At 63.0% G+C, this 17,956-nt stretch carries 14 protein-coding genes and 2 pseudogenes; 11 read left to right on the forward strand and 5 right to left on the reverse strand.

The features are described 5' to 3' along the window. Window positions 1-29: 29 nt before the first annotated feature. Window positions 30-1,148: a hypothetical protein gene (locus tag ACWGCN_RS00550; protein WP_452458512.1), complete on the reverse strand. Its 1,119-nt coding sequence runs from the start codon at window positions 1,146-1,148 to the stop codon at window positions 30-32. A gap of 287 nt (window positions 1,149-1,435) precedes the next feature. Between ACWGCN_RS00550 and ACWGCN_RS00555 the strand changes: the two genes are divergently transcribed. Both ACWGCN_RS00555 and ACWGCN_RS00560 read left to right on the forward strand, forming a co-directional pair. After that, window positions 1,436-2,011, forward strand: a complete 576-nt coding sequence (locus ACWGCN_RS00555; protein ID WP_062990541.1) for a TerD family protein — start codon at window positions 1,436-1,438, stop codon at window positions 2,009-2,011. Between the two features lie 69 nt (window positions 2,012-2,080). Next, the gene (locus ACWGCN_RS00560; protein ID WP_378634866.1) at window positions 2,081-3,190 is read left to right on the forward strand and encodes a DUF475 domain-containing protein; all 1,110 of its coding nucleotides are present in this window, start codon (window positions 2,081-2,083) and stop codon (window positions 3,188-3,190) included. A gap of 60 nt (window positions 3,191-3,250) precedes the next feature. Here ACWGCN_RS00560 and ACWGCN_RS00565 read toward each other — a convergent pair whose 3' ends face one another. Continuing rightward, complete coding sequence (locus tag ACWGCN_RS00565) at window positions 3,251-4,627, reverse strand: hypothetical protein (protein WP_449966561.1); 1,377 nt, start codon at window positions 4,625-4,627, stop codon at window positions 3,251-3,253. A 170-nt stretch (window positions 4,628-4,797) separates the two neighbouring features. Here ACWGCN_RS00565 and rpsF point away from each other — a divergent pair, with 170 nt between their 5' ends. From rpsF to ACWGCN_RS00610, 9 genes and pseudogenes are all read left to right on the forward strand, one after another. Next, the gene (gene rpsF, locus ACWGCN_RS00570) at window positions 4,798-5,085 is read left to right on the forward strand and encodes a 30S ribosomal protein S6 (RefSeq protein ID WP_056823926.1); all 288 of its coding nucleotides are present in this window, start codon (window positions 4,798-4,800) and stop codon (window positions 5,083-5,085) included. A gap of 89 nt (window positions 5,086-5,174) precedes the next feature. Further along, window positions 5,175-5,750 carry a single-stranded DNA-binding protein gene (locus ACWGCN_RS00575; RefSeq protein WP_056823931.1) on the forward strand — a complete coding sequence of 192 codons (576 nt, stop codon included), beginning with the start codon at window positions 5,175-5,177 and terminating at the stop codon, window positions 5,748-5,750. A gap of 32 nt (window positions 5,751-5,782) precedes the next feature. Continuing rightward, a complete protein-coding gene (gene rpsR, locus ACWGCN_RS00580) occupies window positions 5,783-6,034 on the forward strand; it encodes a 30S ribosomal protein S18 (RefSeq protein ID WP_056823934.1) in 252 nt (83 codons plus the stop codon). 17 nt (window positions 6,035-6,051) lie between these two features. Next, window positions 6,052-6,504, forward strand: a complete 453-nt coding sequence (gene rplI, locus ACWGCN_RS00585) for a 50S ribosomal protein L9 (RefSeq protein WP_378634861.1) — start codon at window positions 6,052-6,054, stop codon at window positions 6,502-6,504. Between the two features lie 583 nt (window positions 6,505-7,087). Beyond that, the gene (dnaB, locus tag ACWGCN_RS00590; protein WP_452458513.1) at window positions 7,088-9,682 is read left to right on the forward strand and encodes a replicative DNA helicase; all 2,595 of its coding nucleotides are present in this window, start codon (window positions 7,088-7,090) and stop codon (window positions 9,680-9,682) included. A 634-nt stretch (window positions 9,683-10,316) separates the two neighbouring features. Further along, on the forward strand, window positions 10,317-11,315 hold the full coding sequence (locus ACWGCN_RS00595; protein WP_452458514.1) for an AAA family ATPase: 999 nt from the start codon (window positions 10,317-10,319) through the stop codon (window positions 11,313-11,315). 5 nt (window positions 11,316-11,320) lie between these two features. Next, window positions 11,321-13,861, forward strand: a complete 2,541-nt coding sequence (locus ACWGCN_RS00600; protein ID WP_452458515.1) for a S8 family peptidase — start codon at window positions 11,321-11,323, stop codon at window positions 13,859-13,861. A gap of 472 nt (window positions 13,862-14,333) precedes the next feature. Then, window positions 14,334-14,786 carry a TnsA-like heteromeric transposase endonuclease subunit gene (locus tag ACWGCN_RS00605; protein ID WP_452458523.1) on the forward strand — a complete coding sequence of 151 codons (453 nt, stop codon included), beginning with the start codon at window positions 14,334-14,336 and terminating at the stop codon, window positions 14,784-14,786. Continuing rightward, window positions 14,729-15,118: pseudogene (locus ACWGCN_RS00610) on the forward strand (transposase); the annotation flags it as partial. The gene ACWGCN_RS00605 and the pseudogene ACWGCN_RS00610, both read left to right, overlap by 58 nt. Before the next feature lie 129 nt (window positions 15,119-15,247). On the opposite strand, the gene ACWGCN_RS00615 reads toward ACWGCN_RS00610, so the two are convergent. From ACWGCN_RS00615 to ACWGCN_RS00625, 3 genes and pseudogenes are all read right to left on the reverse strand, one after another. Beyond that, window positions 15,248-16,198 carry a hypothetical protein gene (locus ACWGCN_RS00615; protein WP_452458516.1) on the reverse strand — a complete coding sequence of 317 codons (951 nt, stop codon included), beginning with the start codon at window positions 16,196-16,198 and terminating at the stop codon, window positions 15,248-15,250. Between the two features lie 395 nt (window positions 16,199-16,593). Continuing rightward, window positions 16,594-17,147, reverse strand: a pseudogene (locus ACWGCN_RS00620) (transposase). Beyond that, window positions 17,045-17,416, reverse strand: a complete 372-nt coding sequence (locus tag ACWGCN_RS00625) for a transposase (RefSeq protein WP_452458524.1) — start codon at window positions 17,414-17,416, stop codon at window positions 17,045-17,047. Before ACWGCN_RS00625 ends, ACWGCN_RS00620 begins: the two are co-directional and overlap by 103 nt. Window positions 17,417-17,956: the final 540 nt, after the last annotated feature.

Raw genomic sequence — 17,956 nt, forward strand, 5'->3', positions numbered from 1 at the left:
CCACCTCATCTGTCGACCCATGTCATTTCTTACTTTTCGGAAGCGTGTTTTCTGATGCGCTCGACTACGCCCGCGATGAACTCTGCGACGGTACCCAGCTCGGTAACATACGCCCAGTAGTCCGGGTGGCGACCAGTAAGTCCAGCGGTGATGCGATCGAGGCGTTCTGCTTGTGCATCGAGAACCGAGCCCCACTCGGCGACCAGTCCTCGGTCTACCGCCAGCATCTGCGCGTCCCGCAGCCGGAATCGTACGGTGCGGGCCTGAGCTTCGGGGTCGGTACGTACCTCACGTAACAATTCGAGGCGCCGGGTGACGGCGTCGACCAACTGCTCGGCCTCGGCGAGGTACGCGCGTGCGGTGGCGGTCAAATCAAGGGCGGTCTCCGGATCACGATCGGCTGCCGCGACGCGCGCGCCGACCAGCGCTTCGTCGGCGGCGTCCATGCCACGACGGCTTTCCCGCTCATTGTTGGTCAAGTCCGCCGAACTCGCAGCACTGAACTCACGCAGCAGCGCGGAGTAGGCCGGTCCGAGCGCGCCGGCACGGTTGCCGACGGCAGCAAGGCGGGTGGTCACCGACGCGATCGCGTTCGCGGCAGCCGAGGCACGAGAAGGGGCCTGCGCCAACGCATTCGATAGTTCCGCCGTCGCCTCTTGCACCGTATTCGCAGCCTCGCGCGCGGCCGCGACCGACGTGCCGGGATCGCTGGAAGAGGCTGTGATCAGAGCCTCATTCAGCCTCCTTACACCCGCGGAGATCGAGGGGTAATTCGCGAATCCGGACGACGCCGCGGCGGCCAGCACCTGCTCGGCCTCGGCCCGCACGTGTGTCAGCAACTGCGGCACCGACGCTCGCACGGTCGCGGCTTCGGCGAGGCCGGCGCGGTGCGCGTGGTAGAAATCGTCGACCCCACGCGCGGCCTCGTTCAGCTGCCGGACCAACGCGTCCGCCCTGGCCGGACCGTCCGCGATCGGGGTGCCCGCGGCCTCGGCGGCGTCGAGTTCCTCGGTGAAGCTCAGATACGCGCCCGCCGCGGCGTAGCACCGCGCCCGCACCGGCTCCCAGACCGCGCCGATCCGGCGGTCGGGGAAGACCTGCTCACTGGCCACCACGCCCGCCTCCGCCGCCGTCTGCCTGCGATCCATATCCAGAAAGGCGGCCGACGCCGCGGCCCGCGCCCCGCTGATCCACTCATGATCCGCCCCCGATCTGAACCATCCGCGTCTGCGAGGTGTCACCGGCACATCCCCTTTCCGAACCACGGCCGCGGTTCGCCCACTCACTGCCGTCGATGGTAGGAGATTCACCCCGTTAACCTGGGCTGCAGACGGTTCCTACGCAAGATCCACGAAACCTATTACTGTCGTAGCGGTACCCGGCGATTCGGACATGCTGGGAAACGACACACCGGACTAATCGAAGGGATTCCCGCATGGGTGTCAGTCTGTCCAAGGGCGGCAACGTTTCGCTGAGCAAAGAGGCTCCGGGCTTGACCGCGGTCTCGGTCGGCCTCGGCTGGGACGTGCGCACTACCACCGGCACTGACTTCGACCTCGACGCGAGCGCCATCGCGACCGGCGCCGACAAGAAGGTCGTCTCCGACAAGCACTTCGTCTTCTTCAACAACCTGAAGTCCCCCGAGGGCGCCATCGAGCACAAGGGCGACAACACCACGGGCGAGGGCGAAGGCGACGACGAGGTCATCGACGTCGACCTCGCCAACACCCCGCCGACCATCGAGAGCATCTTCTTCCCGGTATCGATCTACGATGCCGAGACTCGCTCACAGTCGTTCGGTCAGGTACGCAACGCCTACATCCGCGTGGTCAACAAGGCCAACGGCACCGAGCTCGCCCGCTACGACCTGTCCGAGGACGCCTCGACCGAGACCGCTATGGTCTTCGGCGAGCTGTACCGCAACGGTGCCGAATGGAAGTTCCGCGCCGTCGGTCAGGGCTACGCCTCCGGTCTGTCCGGCATCGCTCGCGACTACGGCGTCAACGTCTAGTCACCCTCGCGAACAGGGGGCTCGGCACATCGGGCCCCCTGTTCGTGCGAAACAGAAAGGTCCCTCCGCGTGATAACGCGCATCTTCGGCCTGTCCATCGTCATCACGGTGTTCTCGCTGGTCGTGGCCTACCTCTACGGTGGCTTGACCGCTCTCGCACTGTGCGCCATCCTCGGCATTCTCGAGGTGTCGCTGTCGTTCGACAACGCCGTCATCAACGCCACCGTCCTGGAACGGATGAGCGAATTCTGGCAGCGGATCTTCCTGACTGTCGGCGTGCTGATCGCCGTGTTCGGTATGCGTCTGATCTTCCCGTTGGCCATCGTGTGGGTCACCGCGGGACTGAACCCGGTCGAGGCCTTCGACCTGGCGCTGAACCCGCCGGTGGACGACGCCGCCTACTTCCCTGACGGCAGCCCGAGCTACGAGACCCTGCTCACCGACGCGCACCCGCAGATCGCGGCGTTCGGTGGCATGTTCCTGGCGCTGCTGTTCCTGAACTTCATCTTCGAAGAGCGTGACATCACCTGGCTCAGCTGGCTCGAGAAGCCGCTGGCCAAGGCGGGCAAGCTCGACATGCTGTCGGTGGTCGTCGCCGGTACCGGTCTGGTGCTGGTCGCGGAGTTCCTGGCCGACGCCGACGATCGCTCCACCGTGCTGGTCTCCGGCCTGCTCGGCATGATCGTCTACATCCTGGTCGACGGCCTCGGTTCGATGTTCCACACCGAGGAGTTCGAAGAGGGCCCGCAGGGTGGCCCGTCCACGCTGGTCAAGGCGACCGGTAAGGCCGCGTTCTTCCTGTTCCTCTACCTGGAAGTGCTCGACGCGTCGTTCTCCTTCGACGGTGTCATCGGCGCGTTCGCCATCACCTCCGACCCGATCATCATCGCGCTCGGCCTCGGCCTGATCGGCGCGATGTTCGTCCGGTCGATCACGGTGTACCTGGTTCGCCAGGGCACGCTGTCGGACTACGTGTACCTCGAGCACGGCGCCCACTGGGCGATCGGTGCGCTGGCGGCGATCCTGCTCGTCTCGATCGGCGTGCACGTCAACGAGCTCATCACGGGCTTGATCGGCGTGGCGTTCATCGGCGCGGCGCTCGTCTCCAGCGTCCTGCGCAACCGCAAGGCGGAGCCGGACGCCGTGGAGGACGCCAAGGAGTCCGCTCCGGTCAGCTGATCCACAGCCGAAGATCAACAGCGGCGGCGAGTCCCCTCGGGGATTCGCCGCCGTTGTCGTTCACGCGGGTTGCAGTTGGCGACCGAGCGCGGTGCTCGGTTCGACGCGCGGGCCGCGCACCCTCGCCCGCAGGAAGAGGAAGAACAGGGTGATCAACAGCGCGGTGCGCAACCACACGCCGAACTGGACGATCCCTTCCATCAACTCCACGCCCTCGCCCTCGCCCAGCGCGGCGAAGTACCGGAACACCCCGACGCCCACCGCCGCGTCGGCCACCAGGTAGGCCGCGACCAGCGACCACGGCACCTCCAGCAACACCAGGAACGGAATTATCCACAGGGTGTACTGGGGTGAATGCACCTTGTGGAACAGCATGAAAGCGGCCAGCATCGCCGCGCTGACACCGACCCACGGATACGCCGAAGTGGGGGTCCAGCGCCGCCAGCCCAGCCACAGGGCCAGCGCGAATCCGCCGAAGATCAAGACGGGCGAGGCGATCGCGACCGCGTCGTGCCAGGTCTGCGTCGTTTCCGCCGAGCGGCCGAAGATCAGCTGGTGACCCCAGTACCAGATCGAGTTGGTGGTGATGTCGGCCTGACGCAGCTGCTGGAACGTGATCGAGGCGCGCCAGCCCTCCACCCCGGCCAGCACGAACGGCAGATTCACGGCCGCCACCGTGCCCATCGCGGCCAGCAGAGTCTGCGCGGCACCCGCCACGTCCAGCTCACCGATCGGGCGACGACCGCGCGGCGCGCCCTCGGTGAGCACGAACACCGCGAGCGGCAGCACGAAGATTCCCGGATAGAGCTTGAGACAGAAACCCAGCGCGAGCAGCACCGCGGCGATGATTCCGCGGGTGCGCACCGACAGGCCGGTCAGCATCGTCATCACATAGACCGCCGCCACCGCCGTGCACACCACCGGCAGTTCCCAGTTGTGGAAGGCATAGAACACCAGCGGCGGGCCGATCGCCCACAGCAGCGCCGCCGGGCCGGCGAGCCTGGCCAGCATCCACGCTGTGAGCAGGGCGAACGGCGCGAGCAGCAGCGCCGAGTGCCACAGGAAGTCGGCGTCGTTGTCCACCCCGATGGCGCCCGCCCACATCAGCACGCCGCTGAGCACCGGGTATTCCACCGCGCCGCCGGTCAGCGCACCGTCTTCGGTGATCGCGCCGTCCACGTACGGGAAGACGTGATTGTCGATATCGCGGCCGAGCCACAGGAATTGGATGTCGGAATAGCAGACATCCGAATCCTTGCGCTCCTCGAATACCAGACTGCGACCGGATTCATCGATCGCGCCGCCCGCGCACCGGGCCTTGTTGGCATAGGCCAGCGCGAGAGTGAGGCCACACAGCAGCATCACGAAGATGCTCAAGGCAGCGGCCCACGTCGCGCCGCGTCGTGCTGCGCGCTGCCGCGGGCCGACTGTGGTCATGGCGACCACATTATGCGGCGGTGTCCCGATCACCCGGGTACACCCGCGGCAGGCATCGATTTCGCTGGTCACCACCCGCTCATGTAGCCTTGGCGGGTTGCTGACGCAACGAACCCTCCTGCCATGGAAAGTCCATGGCCGTTTCCTAGTCCACAGGAGGTGATTGGTCCGTGCGTCAATATGAAGTAATGGTCATCCTCGACCCGAGCCTGGACGAGCGCATCGTCGGGCAGTCCCTGGATACCCTGCTCACGGTCGTCAAGACCGAGGGCGGCAACGTCGACAAGGTCGACATCTGGGGCCGCCGCCGGCTCGCCTACGAAATCGCCAAGCAGGCCGAAGGCATTTACGCGATCGTCAACCTGACCGCGACCCCGGCCACCGTGAGCGAACTCGACCGCCAGCTGGGCCTGAACGAGACGGTGCTGCGCACCAAGGTTCTGCGCAACGACAAGTAGTCCGCACCCTCGAATTTGTCAGAGCCTGGCTTTAGGCTCGAGCGCAAATCCCCGAGATGCGGACTGCACCCCGAGCAGGAGGAACCCCCATGGCAGGCGACACGGTCATTACCGTCATCGGAAACTTGACGGCAGACCCGGAGCTTCGTTTCACGCCCGCAGGTGCGGCGGTGGCAAATTTCACCGTCGCGTCGACTCCCCGTGTGTTCGATCGCAATTCGAACGAATGGAAAGACGGCGAGGCTCTGTTCCTGCGCTGCAACATCTGGCGTGAAGCAGCGGAGAACGTCGCCGAAAGTCTGACCCGAGGCGCTCGCGTCATCGTGAGTGGCCGGCTCAAGCAGCGCTCCTACGAAACCCGCGAGGGTGAGAAGCGCACTGTGGTCGAGCTCGAGGTCGACGAAGTCGGTCCCTCGCTGCGTTACGCGACGGCGAAGGTCTCCAAGGCCGGTCGCGGTGGCGGAGGCGGCGGTGGCGGCTTCAGTGGTGGTGGTTCCGGTAATGCCGGTGGTGGATCTAGCGCAGGCGGCTACAACGCCAACAACGGCGGCGGACGTCCGGCCGGCGGCAGCAATGCCGGTGGCGAAGACGATCCGTGGGGTAGCGCGCCCGCGGCCGGCTCCTTCGGGGGCGGCGGCCGCATGGATGACGAACCGCCGTTCTGATCGAACGGCACTCATAGTACGGAGAGAAACCCATGCCTAAAGCGCCCGCGCGCGAAAAGGTACTGAAGAAGAAGGCCTGCGCTTTCTGCAAGGAAGCAAAGTCCGGAATCGTCAATATCGATTACAAGGACACCACGCTGCTGCGTAAGTACGTCAGCGATCGCGGCAAGATCCGCGCCCGCCGCGTCACCGGCAACTGCGTGCAGCACCAGCGTGACATCGCTGTCGCCGTCAAGAACTCGCGTGAGGTGGCTCTGCTTCCTTACGTGTCGACCGCTCGCTGAGAAAGGGAGTCACACAGATGAAGCTCATCCTCACCGCTGATGTCGACAACCTCGGCGCCCCCGGCGACCTTGTCGAGGTCAAGGACGGCTACGGCCGTAACTTCCTGCTGCCCCGCGGTCTGGCCATTCAGGCCACCCGTGGCGCCCAGAAGCAGGTCGACGGTATCCGTCGCGCCCAGGACGCCCGCAAGGTGCGCGACCTGGATCACGCCAACGAGCTGAAGCAGGCCATCGAGGGCCTCGCCGCGGTTTCGCTGACCGTGAAGACCGCCGACAGCGGCAAGCTGTTCGGTTCGGTCACCACCACCGACGTGGCTTCGGCCATCAAGGCGGCCGGTGGCCCCGTGGTCGACAAGCGCAGCATCGAGCTGCCGAAGTCGCACATCAAGGCGACCGGCAAGCACGGCATCGTGGTGCACCTGCACCCCGATGTGGCCGCGAAGTTCAACCTCGAGGTTGCTGCGAACTGAGTTCGCCGGAAACCACCCCTGTGCGTGCGCAGGGGTGGTTTCTGCTTGCCTTTTTCAGGGCGATTTTGCGATAACTGGTAGGTAGCCGATAACACGACCGGTATGGGTGGTGTTGCGCGGCTCACGGTCGGGTATCGCTCGACCTCCGGTTATTCACCCTGTGGATGACTGTGGAAACCGACCGGCAGATTTGTGACTCCAGTCATAGCCTGCACCATCGCTGTTAACCCAACACGCCCGGCTGTTCACCTCGACCGACACGCCGGAACTTCTTTCATCCACAGGGACGAAGTTGGGCAAACCGGGGTCTAGCAGGGCGTTTTACCGTACTGACCTGGGTTTTCCCCATGTTTTCCACAGGCGCTGCACAACAACGGGTGAACTACCCCCAAGTTATCCACAGTTGTGTGCACATGTCGGGTTGGCGAGTCCCGAAAACGTCGCCTAGGTTCGTCGCATTGCCCTGCGCGCGGCCCCGGGATTCACGCAGGCAACCGATTGCTGACATCCGTGTCGGTGTCCGGGAGTACAACGAGAACATCGATGTGAAACCCCGGTTCTGCGGGCAGAGAGGACTCCCCTGGTGACAACCACCGGTGACCGCGCGCAAACCGAGTTCACGCCTGAACCCCCCGGCGAGGACTTCGGTCGTCAGCCTCCGCACGATATGGCCGCTGAGCAGTCCGTCCTCGGCGGCATGCTGCTGAGCAAGGACGCCATCGCCGATGTGGTGGAGGTGCTGCGCCCCGGCGACTTCTACCGCCCCGCGCACCAGGCGATCTACGACACCATCCTCGACCTCTACGGCCGCGGCGAACCCGCCGACCCCGTCACCGTCTCGGCAGGCCTCGACCGCCGCGGCGAACTCAAGCGCATCGGTGGCCCGCCCTACCTGGTCACCCTCACCCAGACCGTCCCCACCGCGGCCAACGCCGGCTTCTACGCCGAGATCGTCGCCGAAAAGGCCATCCTGCGCCGCCTCGTCGAAGCGGGCACCCGCATCGTCCAATTCGGCTACGCCGGCGCCGACGGCCAGGACGTCGCCGAGGTGGTCGACCGCGCCCAGGCCGAAATCTACGAAGTCACCGAACGCCGCACCACCGAGGACTTCACCCCGCTGGAAGAACTCCTCCAGCCCACCATGGACGAAATCGACTCCATCGCCTCCCGTGGCGGCATCTCCCTCGGCGTCCCCACCGGCTTCACCGAACTCGACGAACTCACCAACGGGCTGCATCCCGGGCAGATGATCATCGTGGCGGCCCGACCCGGTGTGGGTAAGGCGCTGGCGCTGGACACTCCGCTGCCGACGCCTGGTGGTTGGACCACCATGGGTGAGGTTCGTGTCGGTGAGGAGCTGCTCGATGCACAGGGCCGTCCGACGCGCGTCGTCGCAGCGACCGAGGTCATGGTCGACCGGCCGTGCTACGAGGTCGAGTTCTCCGATGGGACAGTGCTCGTCGCAGACGAGCAACACCAGTGGTTGACCGAGACGCGCGCGTCACGCCGTTCAGCGCAGGTGTTCGCCGAAGTCCGCACCACAGCACAGATTGCCGACACCGTGCGTTGCGATACCGCGGACAAGAGGATCAACCACTCCGTCACCAACGCGGAGCCACTGCAACTACCTGAGCGCGAGCTTCTCGTCCCGCCCTACACACTGGGCGCCTGGTTGGGCGACGGCACCTCCGCGGCGCCTCAGATCACCAGTGTCGACCCGGAAATCATCGCGCGTATCGAGGCCGAAGGCATCGTGGCGGTTCCTTCACGATCGGCGCAATGGCGATTCCAGCTCACGCTCCCCGCTGATGAACCCGTCGCGGCCCGACCCTGCGTGGTGTGCGGCACCGAATTCACTCCGTTCACCAGTGAGGTCCGTACCTGCGGCCGTTCCTGCGGCGGTAAGGCACGATTCGTCTCCGAACCCGTTCCCGCGCCGACCTGCTCGCAGTGCGGCGGCCCATCGATCGGTTTGCGTCTGTGCCAGTCGTGCCGGAATTCGGTCGGCAGCGTACAGGCCCGGCTCCGCACGCTCGGGGTACTCGGTGACAAGCACATTCCTACTGCCTACCTGCGCTCGTCCGAATCTCAGCGTCGGGCACTCCTGGCAGGTCTGCTCGACACCGACGGGACCGTCACCCACGGCGGGTCTGCCCAGTTCGCGGTCACCAGCGAACGACTGTTCCGCGATGTTCAGGAACTGGTCGTCAGCCTCGGCTATCGCTGTGGTGTGTCGACAAAGCGGGTGCGCGGCCGTTCGGAGCAGTCGTCGACGTGCTACACACTGACGTTCGCCACGGATGACGAGGTGTTCGGTCTGTACCGGAAGGCGCTGCTGCACAAGGAACGTCGCGCCGCGGTGAGCACGGCTCGATCGAACTCCCGCTACATTGTCGATGTGCGGCGCGTCGAGTCAGTGCCCGTGCGCTGCGTCGAAGTCGACAATGCCGATCATCTCTACCTGGCCGGTCGCTCGATGGTGCCGACGCACAATTCCACGCTCGGTATGGATTTCATGCGGAGCTGCTCGATCAAGCACGGCATGGCGAGCGTTATTTTCTCGCTGGAAATGAGCCGCACCGAGATCGTCATGCGTCTGCTGTCGGCCGAGGCGAAGATCAAGCTCGGTGATATGCGGTCCGGGCGGATGAGCGATGACGACTGGACCAAGTTGGCTCGGCGGATGAGTGAGATCAGTGAGGCGCCGCTGTTCGTCGACGATTCGCCGAACCTGACCATGATGGAGATCCGGGCGAAGGCGCGGCGGCTCAAGCAGCGTCATGACCTGAAACTCGTTGTGGTGGACTACCTGCAGCTGATGAGCTCGGGCAAGAAGGTCGAATCACGTCAGCAGGAAGTCTCGGAATTCTCGCGACATCTCAAGCTGCTCGCCAAGGAACTCGAGGTTCCGGTGATCGCGATCTCGCAGCTGAACCGTGGTCCGGAACAGCGAACCGACAAGCGGCCAATGGTGTCCGATCTGCGTGAATCTGGATCGCTCGAGCAGGATGCGGACATGGTCATCCTGCTCCACCGGCCGGATGCCATCGAACGCGACGACCCCCGAGGCGGCGAGGCCGACCTCATCGTCGGCAAACACCGTAATGGTCCGACCGCCACGATCACCGTCGCCCACCAGCTGCACCTCAGCCGTTTCGTCGATATGGCGCGCGGCTGACCAGCTGCCGGAGGCGGGATCTGTTGGGACAGACGGGCTGAATGTTGGGATGTTGGGACAGCCACCTGGGGTTTCGTAAATTGTTGGGAATGTTGGGCGTGTCGGCCGGTGTGTCTTGAACCACGCAGTCGAAGAAACCGCTGCTCACGGCACGAAGGGTTGCCTTGGCTCAGTCGGCCTGTCTCAACAATTTCCTTCTGAGCCGTCCCAACTCGACTGTTTCCGCTGGTCACCGTCCCAACTCTCGCCGCGTGCGGCACCCCACTTGCCGTGTAGGTTCTCACTTCCTACTTCATCTTCTCAGTGTCAGCTGCACTCGTACTGCACTTATGCAGCAACTTTAAGAAAAGTCGCGGCCCCGGCACACGATCACCTGCAGCCGACGTTTGGCACCCGATACCGCCACTCATGATCAACAAGCTGACTCGGCCTCACTGAATCGCGCAGCGACGGAATCGATCTGCTGTGCACATCGCGTTAGGCTGGTATGCACATGGCGCCTGCCTAGGTAGACCAGAGGCTCGAGATGATTGCACGATGCGCAGCGGCTCCCGAGCGTGCATTATTGACGGTATAATCCGCAGACCCCGAGGCTGCGGAGGGTACTGGGAGTGGCGAAGGTCTAGGAGGGCTGATGGCAACGAACGACCAGCTCAAGGCCCTCATCAAGAGTCATTCCGATGGCGACGATCGGCAGTTTTACTCCGTGGCGATGCAGGTTGCTGCTAGGGCAGCCCGATCTGGTCAGGAGAAGTTCTCGCAAGAATTGCGCGATCTGGTCGATGAGCTCCGTCGCAAGAGCGTGCCCACCGCGCGGATAGCTGCGGTGGTACCGGTGACTCAACCTCGCGGCGAGCTAGCGTCGCTGCTGTCGGTGACCTATCCAGATACCCGACTGGCGGACCTTGCTTTGGACACTCAGGTCGGTGTCCGTCTGCGGCAGGTCCTGCTGGAACAAAATCGACGATCCGAACTTGCCCGGCATGGGCTCACACCGGTACGTCGACTGTTGCTGGTCGGCCCACCTGGAACTGGAAAGACAACGACCGCGCGGGTCCTCGCTGGGGAACTAGGGTTGCCCCTGTTCGCCATTCGGCTTGACACGATCATCACCAAGTTCATGGGCGAGACGGCAGCGAAGCTCCGGATGGTGTTCGATGCTCTTGTCGAGACACAGGGCGTTTATCTTTTCGATGAAATTGACGCGCTCGCCGGGGATCGCTCCGCTGGCAACGATGTTGGTGAGATTCGACGAGTCCTGAATTCTTTTCTGCAGTTTCTGGAGCAAGACACCTCCTCCAGCGTCATCGTCGCGGCGACCAATCACCCTGAGCTGCTCGACAAGGCGGTGTTTCGCAGGTTCGACACTGTTGTCACGTTTCAGCCGCCCGATGAAGATGCGGTTCGAGCAGTGATCAAGAACCGCCTAGCCAATTTTCGGATCAGCAACCTGAGCTGGAAACGCATCGTCGACTCCGCGCAGGGACTTAGCCACGCCGATATCACGGTAGCAGCGGAAAACGCGGCAAAAGGGGCTGTCCTGTCCGATCGTGGTCAGATCCGAACCGATGATCTCGTCGCGGCCCTCGATGAGCGGCGCCACCTGGGCGCCCGCGGCCGCGAGGTCACCTGAGCTAAATGGCCGCCCGCGATAAGCCTCACCTGATAGTTACCGCAACGCCGCAGTCTGAACCGTTCACCGGAGTGGCGCGACCACAAACTGGGCCGCGTGAACCTTTTCCTGGTGATCGCGGTGCGCATGGTCGACGGCTCCGACAGGAACTGGACACGGCGCTAGCGCCCGCTAACGATGACGAGCAAGACCTCGGCGTATCGATCACGTTCGTCTCGTTCCCTGGTCTCGAACTGGCACTCACGAGCCTGGATCCGCAGGGGCAGGGTCCCAAACCTGAACTGCTGGCCGTCAAGACCACCAGCGGCGATGTTCAGATGGCTACGGTCTACATCCCAGCAGGCGGCAAGCAGTACTTCCTCAGTCGACTGGCGAGATACGTCGAGTCGGTAACTGCCGACAAACCGCACAACGCTGCGTTGGTGGAGGGGATCGCATCCATCCGCCGCGCTACCATCCGCGAGCTGTGGACCGATGCGGACCAGTTGTTCCCCGACGACACTCAGTGTCGACAGTGGTGGGAAGTGTGGCTTCGGAGTCGGGACGGTACTGAACTGCAGCGCCTTCGTGCTCGTGCGCAACGCGACGGGCTGCCTATTGGCACTCACTTCTTGGGTTTCGGCGATCGGACGGTCGCGTTGCTGCAGGCAACGGTGGATGAACTGTCGGAGATGTTCGAGTCTCTCGATGACCTAGCCGAGTTGCGTTGGCCTCGCGAAATCGCTGACGTTCTGATCGAGATGGGCCCGTCCGAGCAGGTTCAATGGGTGCAGGAGCTTCGAAACCGCACAATCGCGGCCGATCTGAGCGCTCCAGCAGTCTGTGTGGTGGACACTGGAGTTCAGGATGGCCATCCTTTGCTCGTCGATTCGCTGCACCCTGCTGACATCCACGTGGCAGAGCCAACCTGGAACACACCTCCGGTCTTCCGGCACGGTACCGAGATGGCGGGTCTTGCATTGTTCGGGGACCTGCACCAAGCCGTACTCGACCCACACGATATTCACCTCCACCATCGCCTCGAGTCGGTCAAGTTTCTCCCCGACAACGGCAGCAACCACCCCGACCTCTACGGCGCCGTGACGGCGAAATCCGTGGACCGTCCAGAAATCCAAGCACCACGACGCAACCGGGCATTCTTGCTTGCAGTGACGACACAGTCGTCGACTCGTAACGACAGCGATGACGCCCCGAGCCGTCAAGAAGCGGGAAAACCGACTTCGTGGTCAGCCGCCATCGATGCACTCGCGTACGGGCGCTCGATTGACGATACCGAACCTGGTCTGACGTATCTCGACCGCAGCGAGCTGGGTCAATCACGGCTCTTCATTATTTCTGCGGGCAATATCCGCGATATCGTCGCCTCCGACGATCATCTGGACCGATGCGATCTCGAATCGGTCGAGGACCCCGCTCAAGCTTGGAATGCACTCACTGTCGGGGCCTATACCGACAAAGACGATATGCGTGGTGCACCACCAATTTTCGACGGCTACATGCCGCTCGCACCCCGTGGAGAGCTTGCACCTACCAGTCGCACTTCGGTTTCGTTCGACCCATCGAAGTGGCCGTTCAAACCCGAGGTAGTCGCTGAAGGCGGAAATGTCGCAGTGTCCCCAGACGACGATATAGCGCAGACCCCCGAGAATTTGGGCGTTCTGACTACTCGAATGCAGGATGGTGGCCAACGGGCATTCACGACGACCAGGGATACTTCCGCTGCTACCGCGCATGTCGCAGCGATTGCGGGCGCGATAATGGCTGAGTACCCGGGCATGCGAGCAGAAACGGTGCGAGCGTTGATCGTTCATTCCGCCGAGTGGACTCCGGCGGTGAAGAGCCAGTTTGGTGGTGCCATGACGAAGGCACAGAAGGCAAAGCTTCTGCGCCGATACGGAATGGGTGTTCCGAGCCGAACTCGGGCTTTGCGTAGTGCCTCGGATGCTCTGACCTTGGTTTCGCAGTCGAGCATCCGGCCGTTCGAACGGGACAACAACGCCCCGACTGGAAAGGCGCGTGAGATGAACCTCCACTGCCTTCCGTGGCCTCACGACGAACTAGAGGCATTGGGGGAGGCCCAGGTCACAATGCGTGTCACGCTGTCCTGCTTCGTCGAACCGAACCCATCGAGCCGTGGTTGGTCTGGACGCTATGTGTATCCCTCGCACGGGTTACGGTTCATGGTTCGCCGACCCGAGGACAACCTGACTGCGTTTCGGCAACGAGTCAATCGTCGAGCCCGACTCGACGATGAGAAACCCCTCACGCTCGCTCCCGAACAAGGATGGATGTTCGGTGTCACGCAGCGGGGCCCTGGGTCATTGCAAACAGATGTCTGGACCGGAACGGCTGCCGAACTTGCGAACAAGGGTGACATCGCGGTATATCCGGTTGCAGGTTGGTGGAAAGACCGGCGAGCTCACGATCAAAGTCACCTAGGTGTTCACTACTCGCTAGTGGTCGGAATCGAGTCCCCGACAGTAGATGTCGACCTTTGGACTCCCGTTGCACAACAGATCGCTGCTGAGGTTGCAGTGCAGACGTAGCAAGACTGGGCGCGGCGCCGAATTCTGCTCCAGCCCTACACCCGAGTAGTCGATCGTGGCACTGTGGCGTCGGTGCTGTTCGTCAACAACCTCCTAGGTCATCCGTTCACGCCGACGGTGATGGTCAAAAGGAATCCAGTCACGCGGAACGTTCGGCCGAACAACGCTGCGGTTCGCGATGAACTGTGGGACCGCACCGGCACCGTTGCGGGGGTCCATCGGCCGAGATCCTCACTGTCACAGCGCGGCACAGCGCCCACCACGCACGGGATAGCGGGATCGCCTACCGCCATCGCCCCGATGCACTCATATCTGTGAGGGCTGCGGGGTTGCTCTGACTCGATCCGGCTACCCAGAGCCGCTGTCCGCCACCGGTTTTGTTGGGCAAAGTTGTGCCAATCGCCCTACGTACTTGCCTCTCACGTCGGACAATGGTGGTCGCCTGGTTGTCGCGGGAAGGCCTACGGTCATGATGCGGTCCAGTTCAACGACAGTTGCGGTTCGGTTGCGGTCCGGCGAGTCTGAAACCCACAGCTTCCCTTGGGAACAGGCGACGTTGGATCGGTTCGTGGAGTGTCAGCCTTGGCGACGGTTTCGCTGGCGCGACGGGCAGAAGCACTACTCTGGCGAGTACTGGTCAGCGACCGTCGGCGACAGCATCATCTACGAGTCCTTGCTAGAGCTAGCGAACCTGCGGATCGCCGACTACGACCGAGCAGTCACCTACATTGCGGCACAGCCTTTTCTGCTGCGTACCACCATCCAAGGCCGCGCCTACCGGCATGTCCCTGACTTCTTGCTGTTGAAGAATTCCCGGCCCACCGTCGTCGACGTCAAACCCCGCGGCCAGCTGACGAAACCCAAGCTCTCAACATGGCGATCTGGCGGCGCGATCACTACGGGTATCCGATTGAGCCCGGACTGATCCATCACTCCGACACCGGCAGTCAATACACTTCGGTCATGTTCACCGAATCCCTTGCTTTGCAAGGATTGTCGGCCTCGATAGGCAGTGTTGGCGATGCCTACGACAATGCGCTCGCCGAGTCGATCATCGGGCTGTTCAAGACCGAAGTCGTCCGCCGGCACGGGTCGTTCAAGACCGTTGCCGATGTCGAATTCGCGTTGATGGAGTGGGTCGATTGGTACAACAACGCTCGCCTGCATTCCCGGCTCGACAACCTCACGCCGGCCGAGTATGAGACTGCCTACTACGCTCAAAACCCGCCACGCCGACCGGCGCTGGTCAACTCCTGAAGCCGGTCTTCAACCCGTGACGTTTCAGTTTTCACTGGTGCCCATCCCAACTTTTGGCGCGGGCGGCATCGGTATCTGGTTGGTATCCGCAGTCAGGGTTTATCGGTGGCCGAATGACTTTCGGACCTGCTATGGCTGCGGAATCCTCCATACGATCGTCACCTGTGCATCAATCGGCTGCCCAGGCGGGCCGATCAGGATCTTTTCGACCAGATAGATCAGTATCAGCCTCTGCGCCTCGATCGTCATACCCGTCCAAGTCTGATCCGATGCGCTGAGAACCTCCCGCATGACATCCGGTCTCTGTTCCAAGAGGTCGACCTCCTCCTGCAACATCGGATCATCCGAATGGTCCGGTGTGTTTTGAAGCGCGTTGATCGACCGTGCAAGAATTCCCGGTTCCGACCGGAGTCGATCCAGTATCTGTTGACACACATACTCGTCAGCGGCATCTGCATCGATTTCACCGTGCTCACAGTAACCCTCGGGAGCACCTCCAGCGATGTAGTTGCCACGCAGGATGTCCAAGAGAGTACGCAGGTAGGCTTCGGGACCGATTTCGGCAAGAGTTCTCAGGTTGACGGCGATCCACTCCTCCTCCGAGAACATCGGCTCGTGCGGGAACGCCAGGTCCTCAGCGATCTCGATGGCATAGATCGGATTGATCATGAGTCGTGCGATGTCGTCGGGTACCCATTTGCTGCCGTCGCCCCTGGTGCTGTCCGGAGCACCGGGGTGGACAGCCATCTCGGACATCCCGTATTCGCCGGTGTCGGCCGCTCGCCACAATGCCCGAAAACGATCGACTTCGAGAGCTGGGTGCCTAGGGAACCCACCGCACAATGACAGAAGGGCGAGCACCAGCGTCTCCAGAACCTGCCATCTCGGAACAGCCTTGCCTTGGAGTATCTTTCGAACCTGCTCGTGACTCAGCGTCCCCGGTCCGTCCACGTCGATGCCACTGAGACGCCGTAGCGAGGGTGAGCCCGCTCGGCCGTACAGCTCATGGAGGGCGACGAGAAGGTCACGGTGCGGTCCAGGTGGCACCGAGGACTCCGCAGGCATCGATATCAGGGACATTCCGAGAACCTTTCGATGTCAACTATTGCCAACGGCAGGTTGGCGACATGGATCGACATGGACGCCGACAAGGCACAGTGTCAACAATCGTCTCCCCGGATACGCCGGATCTGATCATGGTTCCATGCGAACACATACTCAGCTGGCCATCAGCCCCTCCGCTCACCGCAGAATGACCCGATTCGTCCGTCGATATGGGGTCCTAGCCGTCTCTCTACTCCGTTTGGCGTGGGAGGTCCTTCGATGAGATGACGTCATCGCATCAGGAGCTACTGGGTCTTTTAGATCCGCCTCGCTGGTACGGGCTCTGTCGAGGCCGCGATGTGAGTCGCGGCCTCGTCGGTCAAGTCCAAATGCGTGGTTTATCGGGATGATCGCCGCGTGACCCGATTTGGTCACGCGGTCAGTGCGGCAGGGTCGGTGTCCTCCTGTTCGTCGGTGGGTTCGGTCAGGCCGCGGGAGCGGGCCAGGACGTCGAGACCGAGGTAGCGGCGGCCTTCGATCCATTCGTCGTGCTGTTCGGCCAAGAACGCGCCGACGAGGCGGATGATCGCGGTCCGGTCGGGGAAGATCCCGACGACGTCGGTGCGGCGCCGGATTTCCTTGTTCAACCGTTCCTGAGGATTGTTTGACCAGATCTGGCGCCAGATCAGTTTCGGGAAGCTGGTGAAGGCGAGCAGGTCAGCGCGGGCAGCATCCAGGTGGGCGGCGACTTTCGGGAGCTTCTGAGTCAGGGCATCGAGCATCCGGTCGTACTGCGCGGCAACCGATTCCGGTCGGCTTGGTCGAATACCGAGTGCAGCAGGGTCCGGACCCAGGGCCATGACGTCTTCGGGGTGATCCTCATCAGATTGACGGTGTAGTGGGTGCGGCAACGCTGCCAGGACGCGCCGGGCAGGGTCGCTCCGATCGCGGCGACCAGTCCGGCGTGAGCGTCGGAGGTGACCAACTCGACCCCGGAAAGACCGCGAGCGACCAGGTCACGGAAGAACGCCCACAACCGGCGCCGTCTTCGCCGGAGGTGACCTGCAGGCCGAGGATTTCGCGGTAGCCGTCGCGGCGTTGACACCGGTCGCGACAAGGGCGTGGACGTTGACCACGCGCCCGTTCTCGCGGGACATTCAACACCAGCGCGGCTGCGGCGAGGAAGGTGTAGGGGCCTTGGTCAAGGGGGCGGGTGCGGAAGGCTTCGACCTGGGTGTCGAGGTCGGCGGCCATGATCGAGACCTGCGATTTCGACAACTGGGTGACCCCGTGTGACGGGATTCCTCCGGGTCAAGGCCCGAGCGATCGGCACCGGGTGACAGACACGATCTGCGACTGACAGATACAGCCTGTCGTATCCCCCGCAGCACGGAAGAGACACACCGCGATTCTCAAGCTTGTGCTGTTCAATGGAATCACGCTCCACGAACAGTGCATCAGTACCGTCGCAGGGTCAGCCTGTCGATCTCGGCAAAGCGCGCCGCATATCGACCTTTGGCCTGAGAGCAGGCTTGAGACGTTACTCGCCCAGAGGCCTCATCTCGTAGCAGCACACGGCCTCCGGTGACCACGGCGCGCCTTACACCTGGCCTACTGACTGTTCGTGAACCCCATAGCCCCTCGGGACGAATTATTGGTCAGGACGGGCGGCATTTCCGCACAGGAAGCAGGCAAGCCTTACCTAAGCGAATCGGTCCCAACTACCTGACGCATAGCAGTCCCAACACACTGGTTTCTGCAGGTTCACGTCCCAACACTTGAGGTGAGCGGCAC

This window comes from Nocardia sp. NPDC055050 (assembly GCF_053608345.1).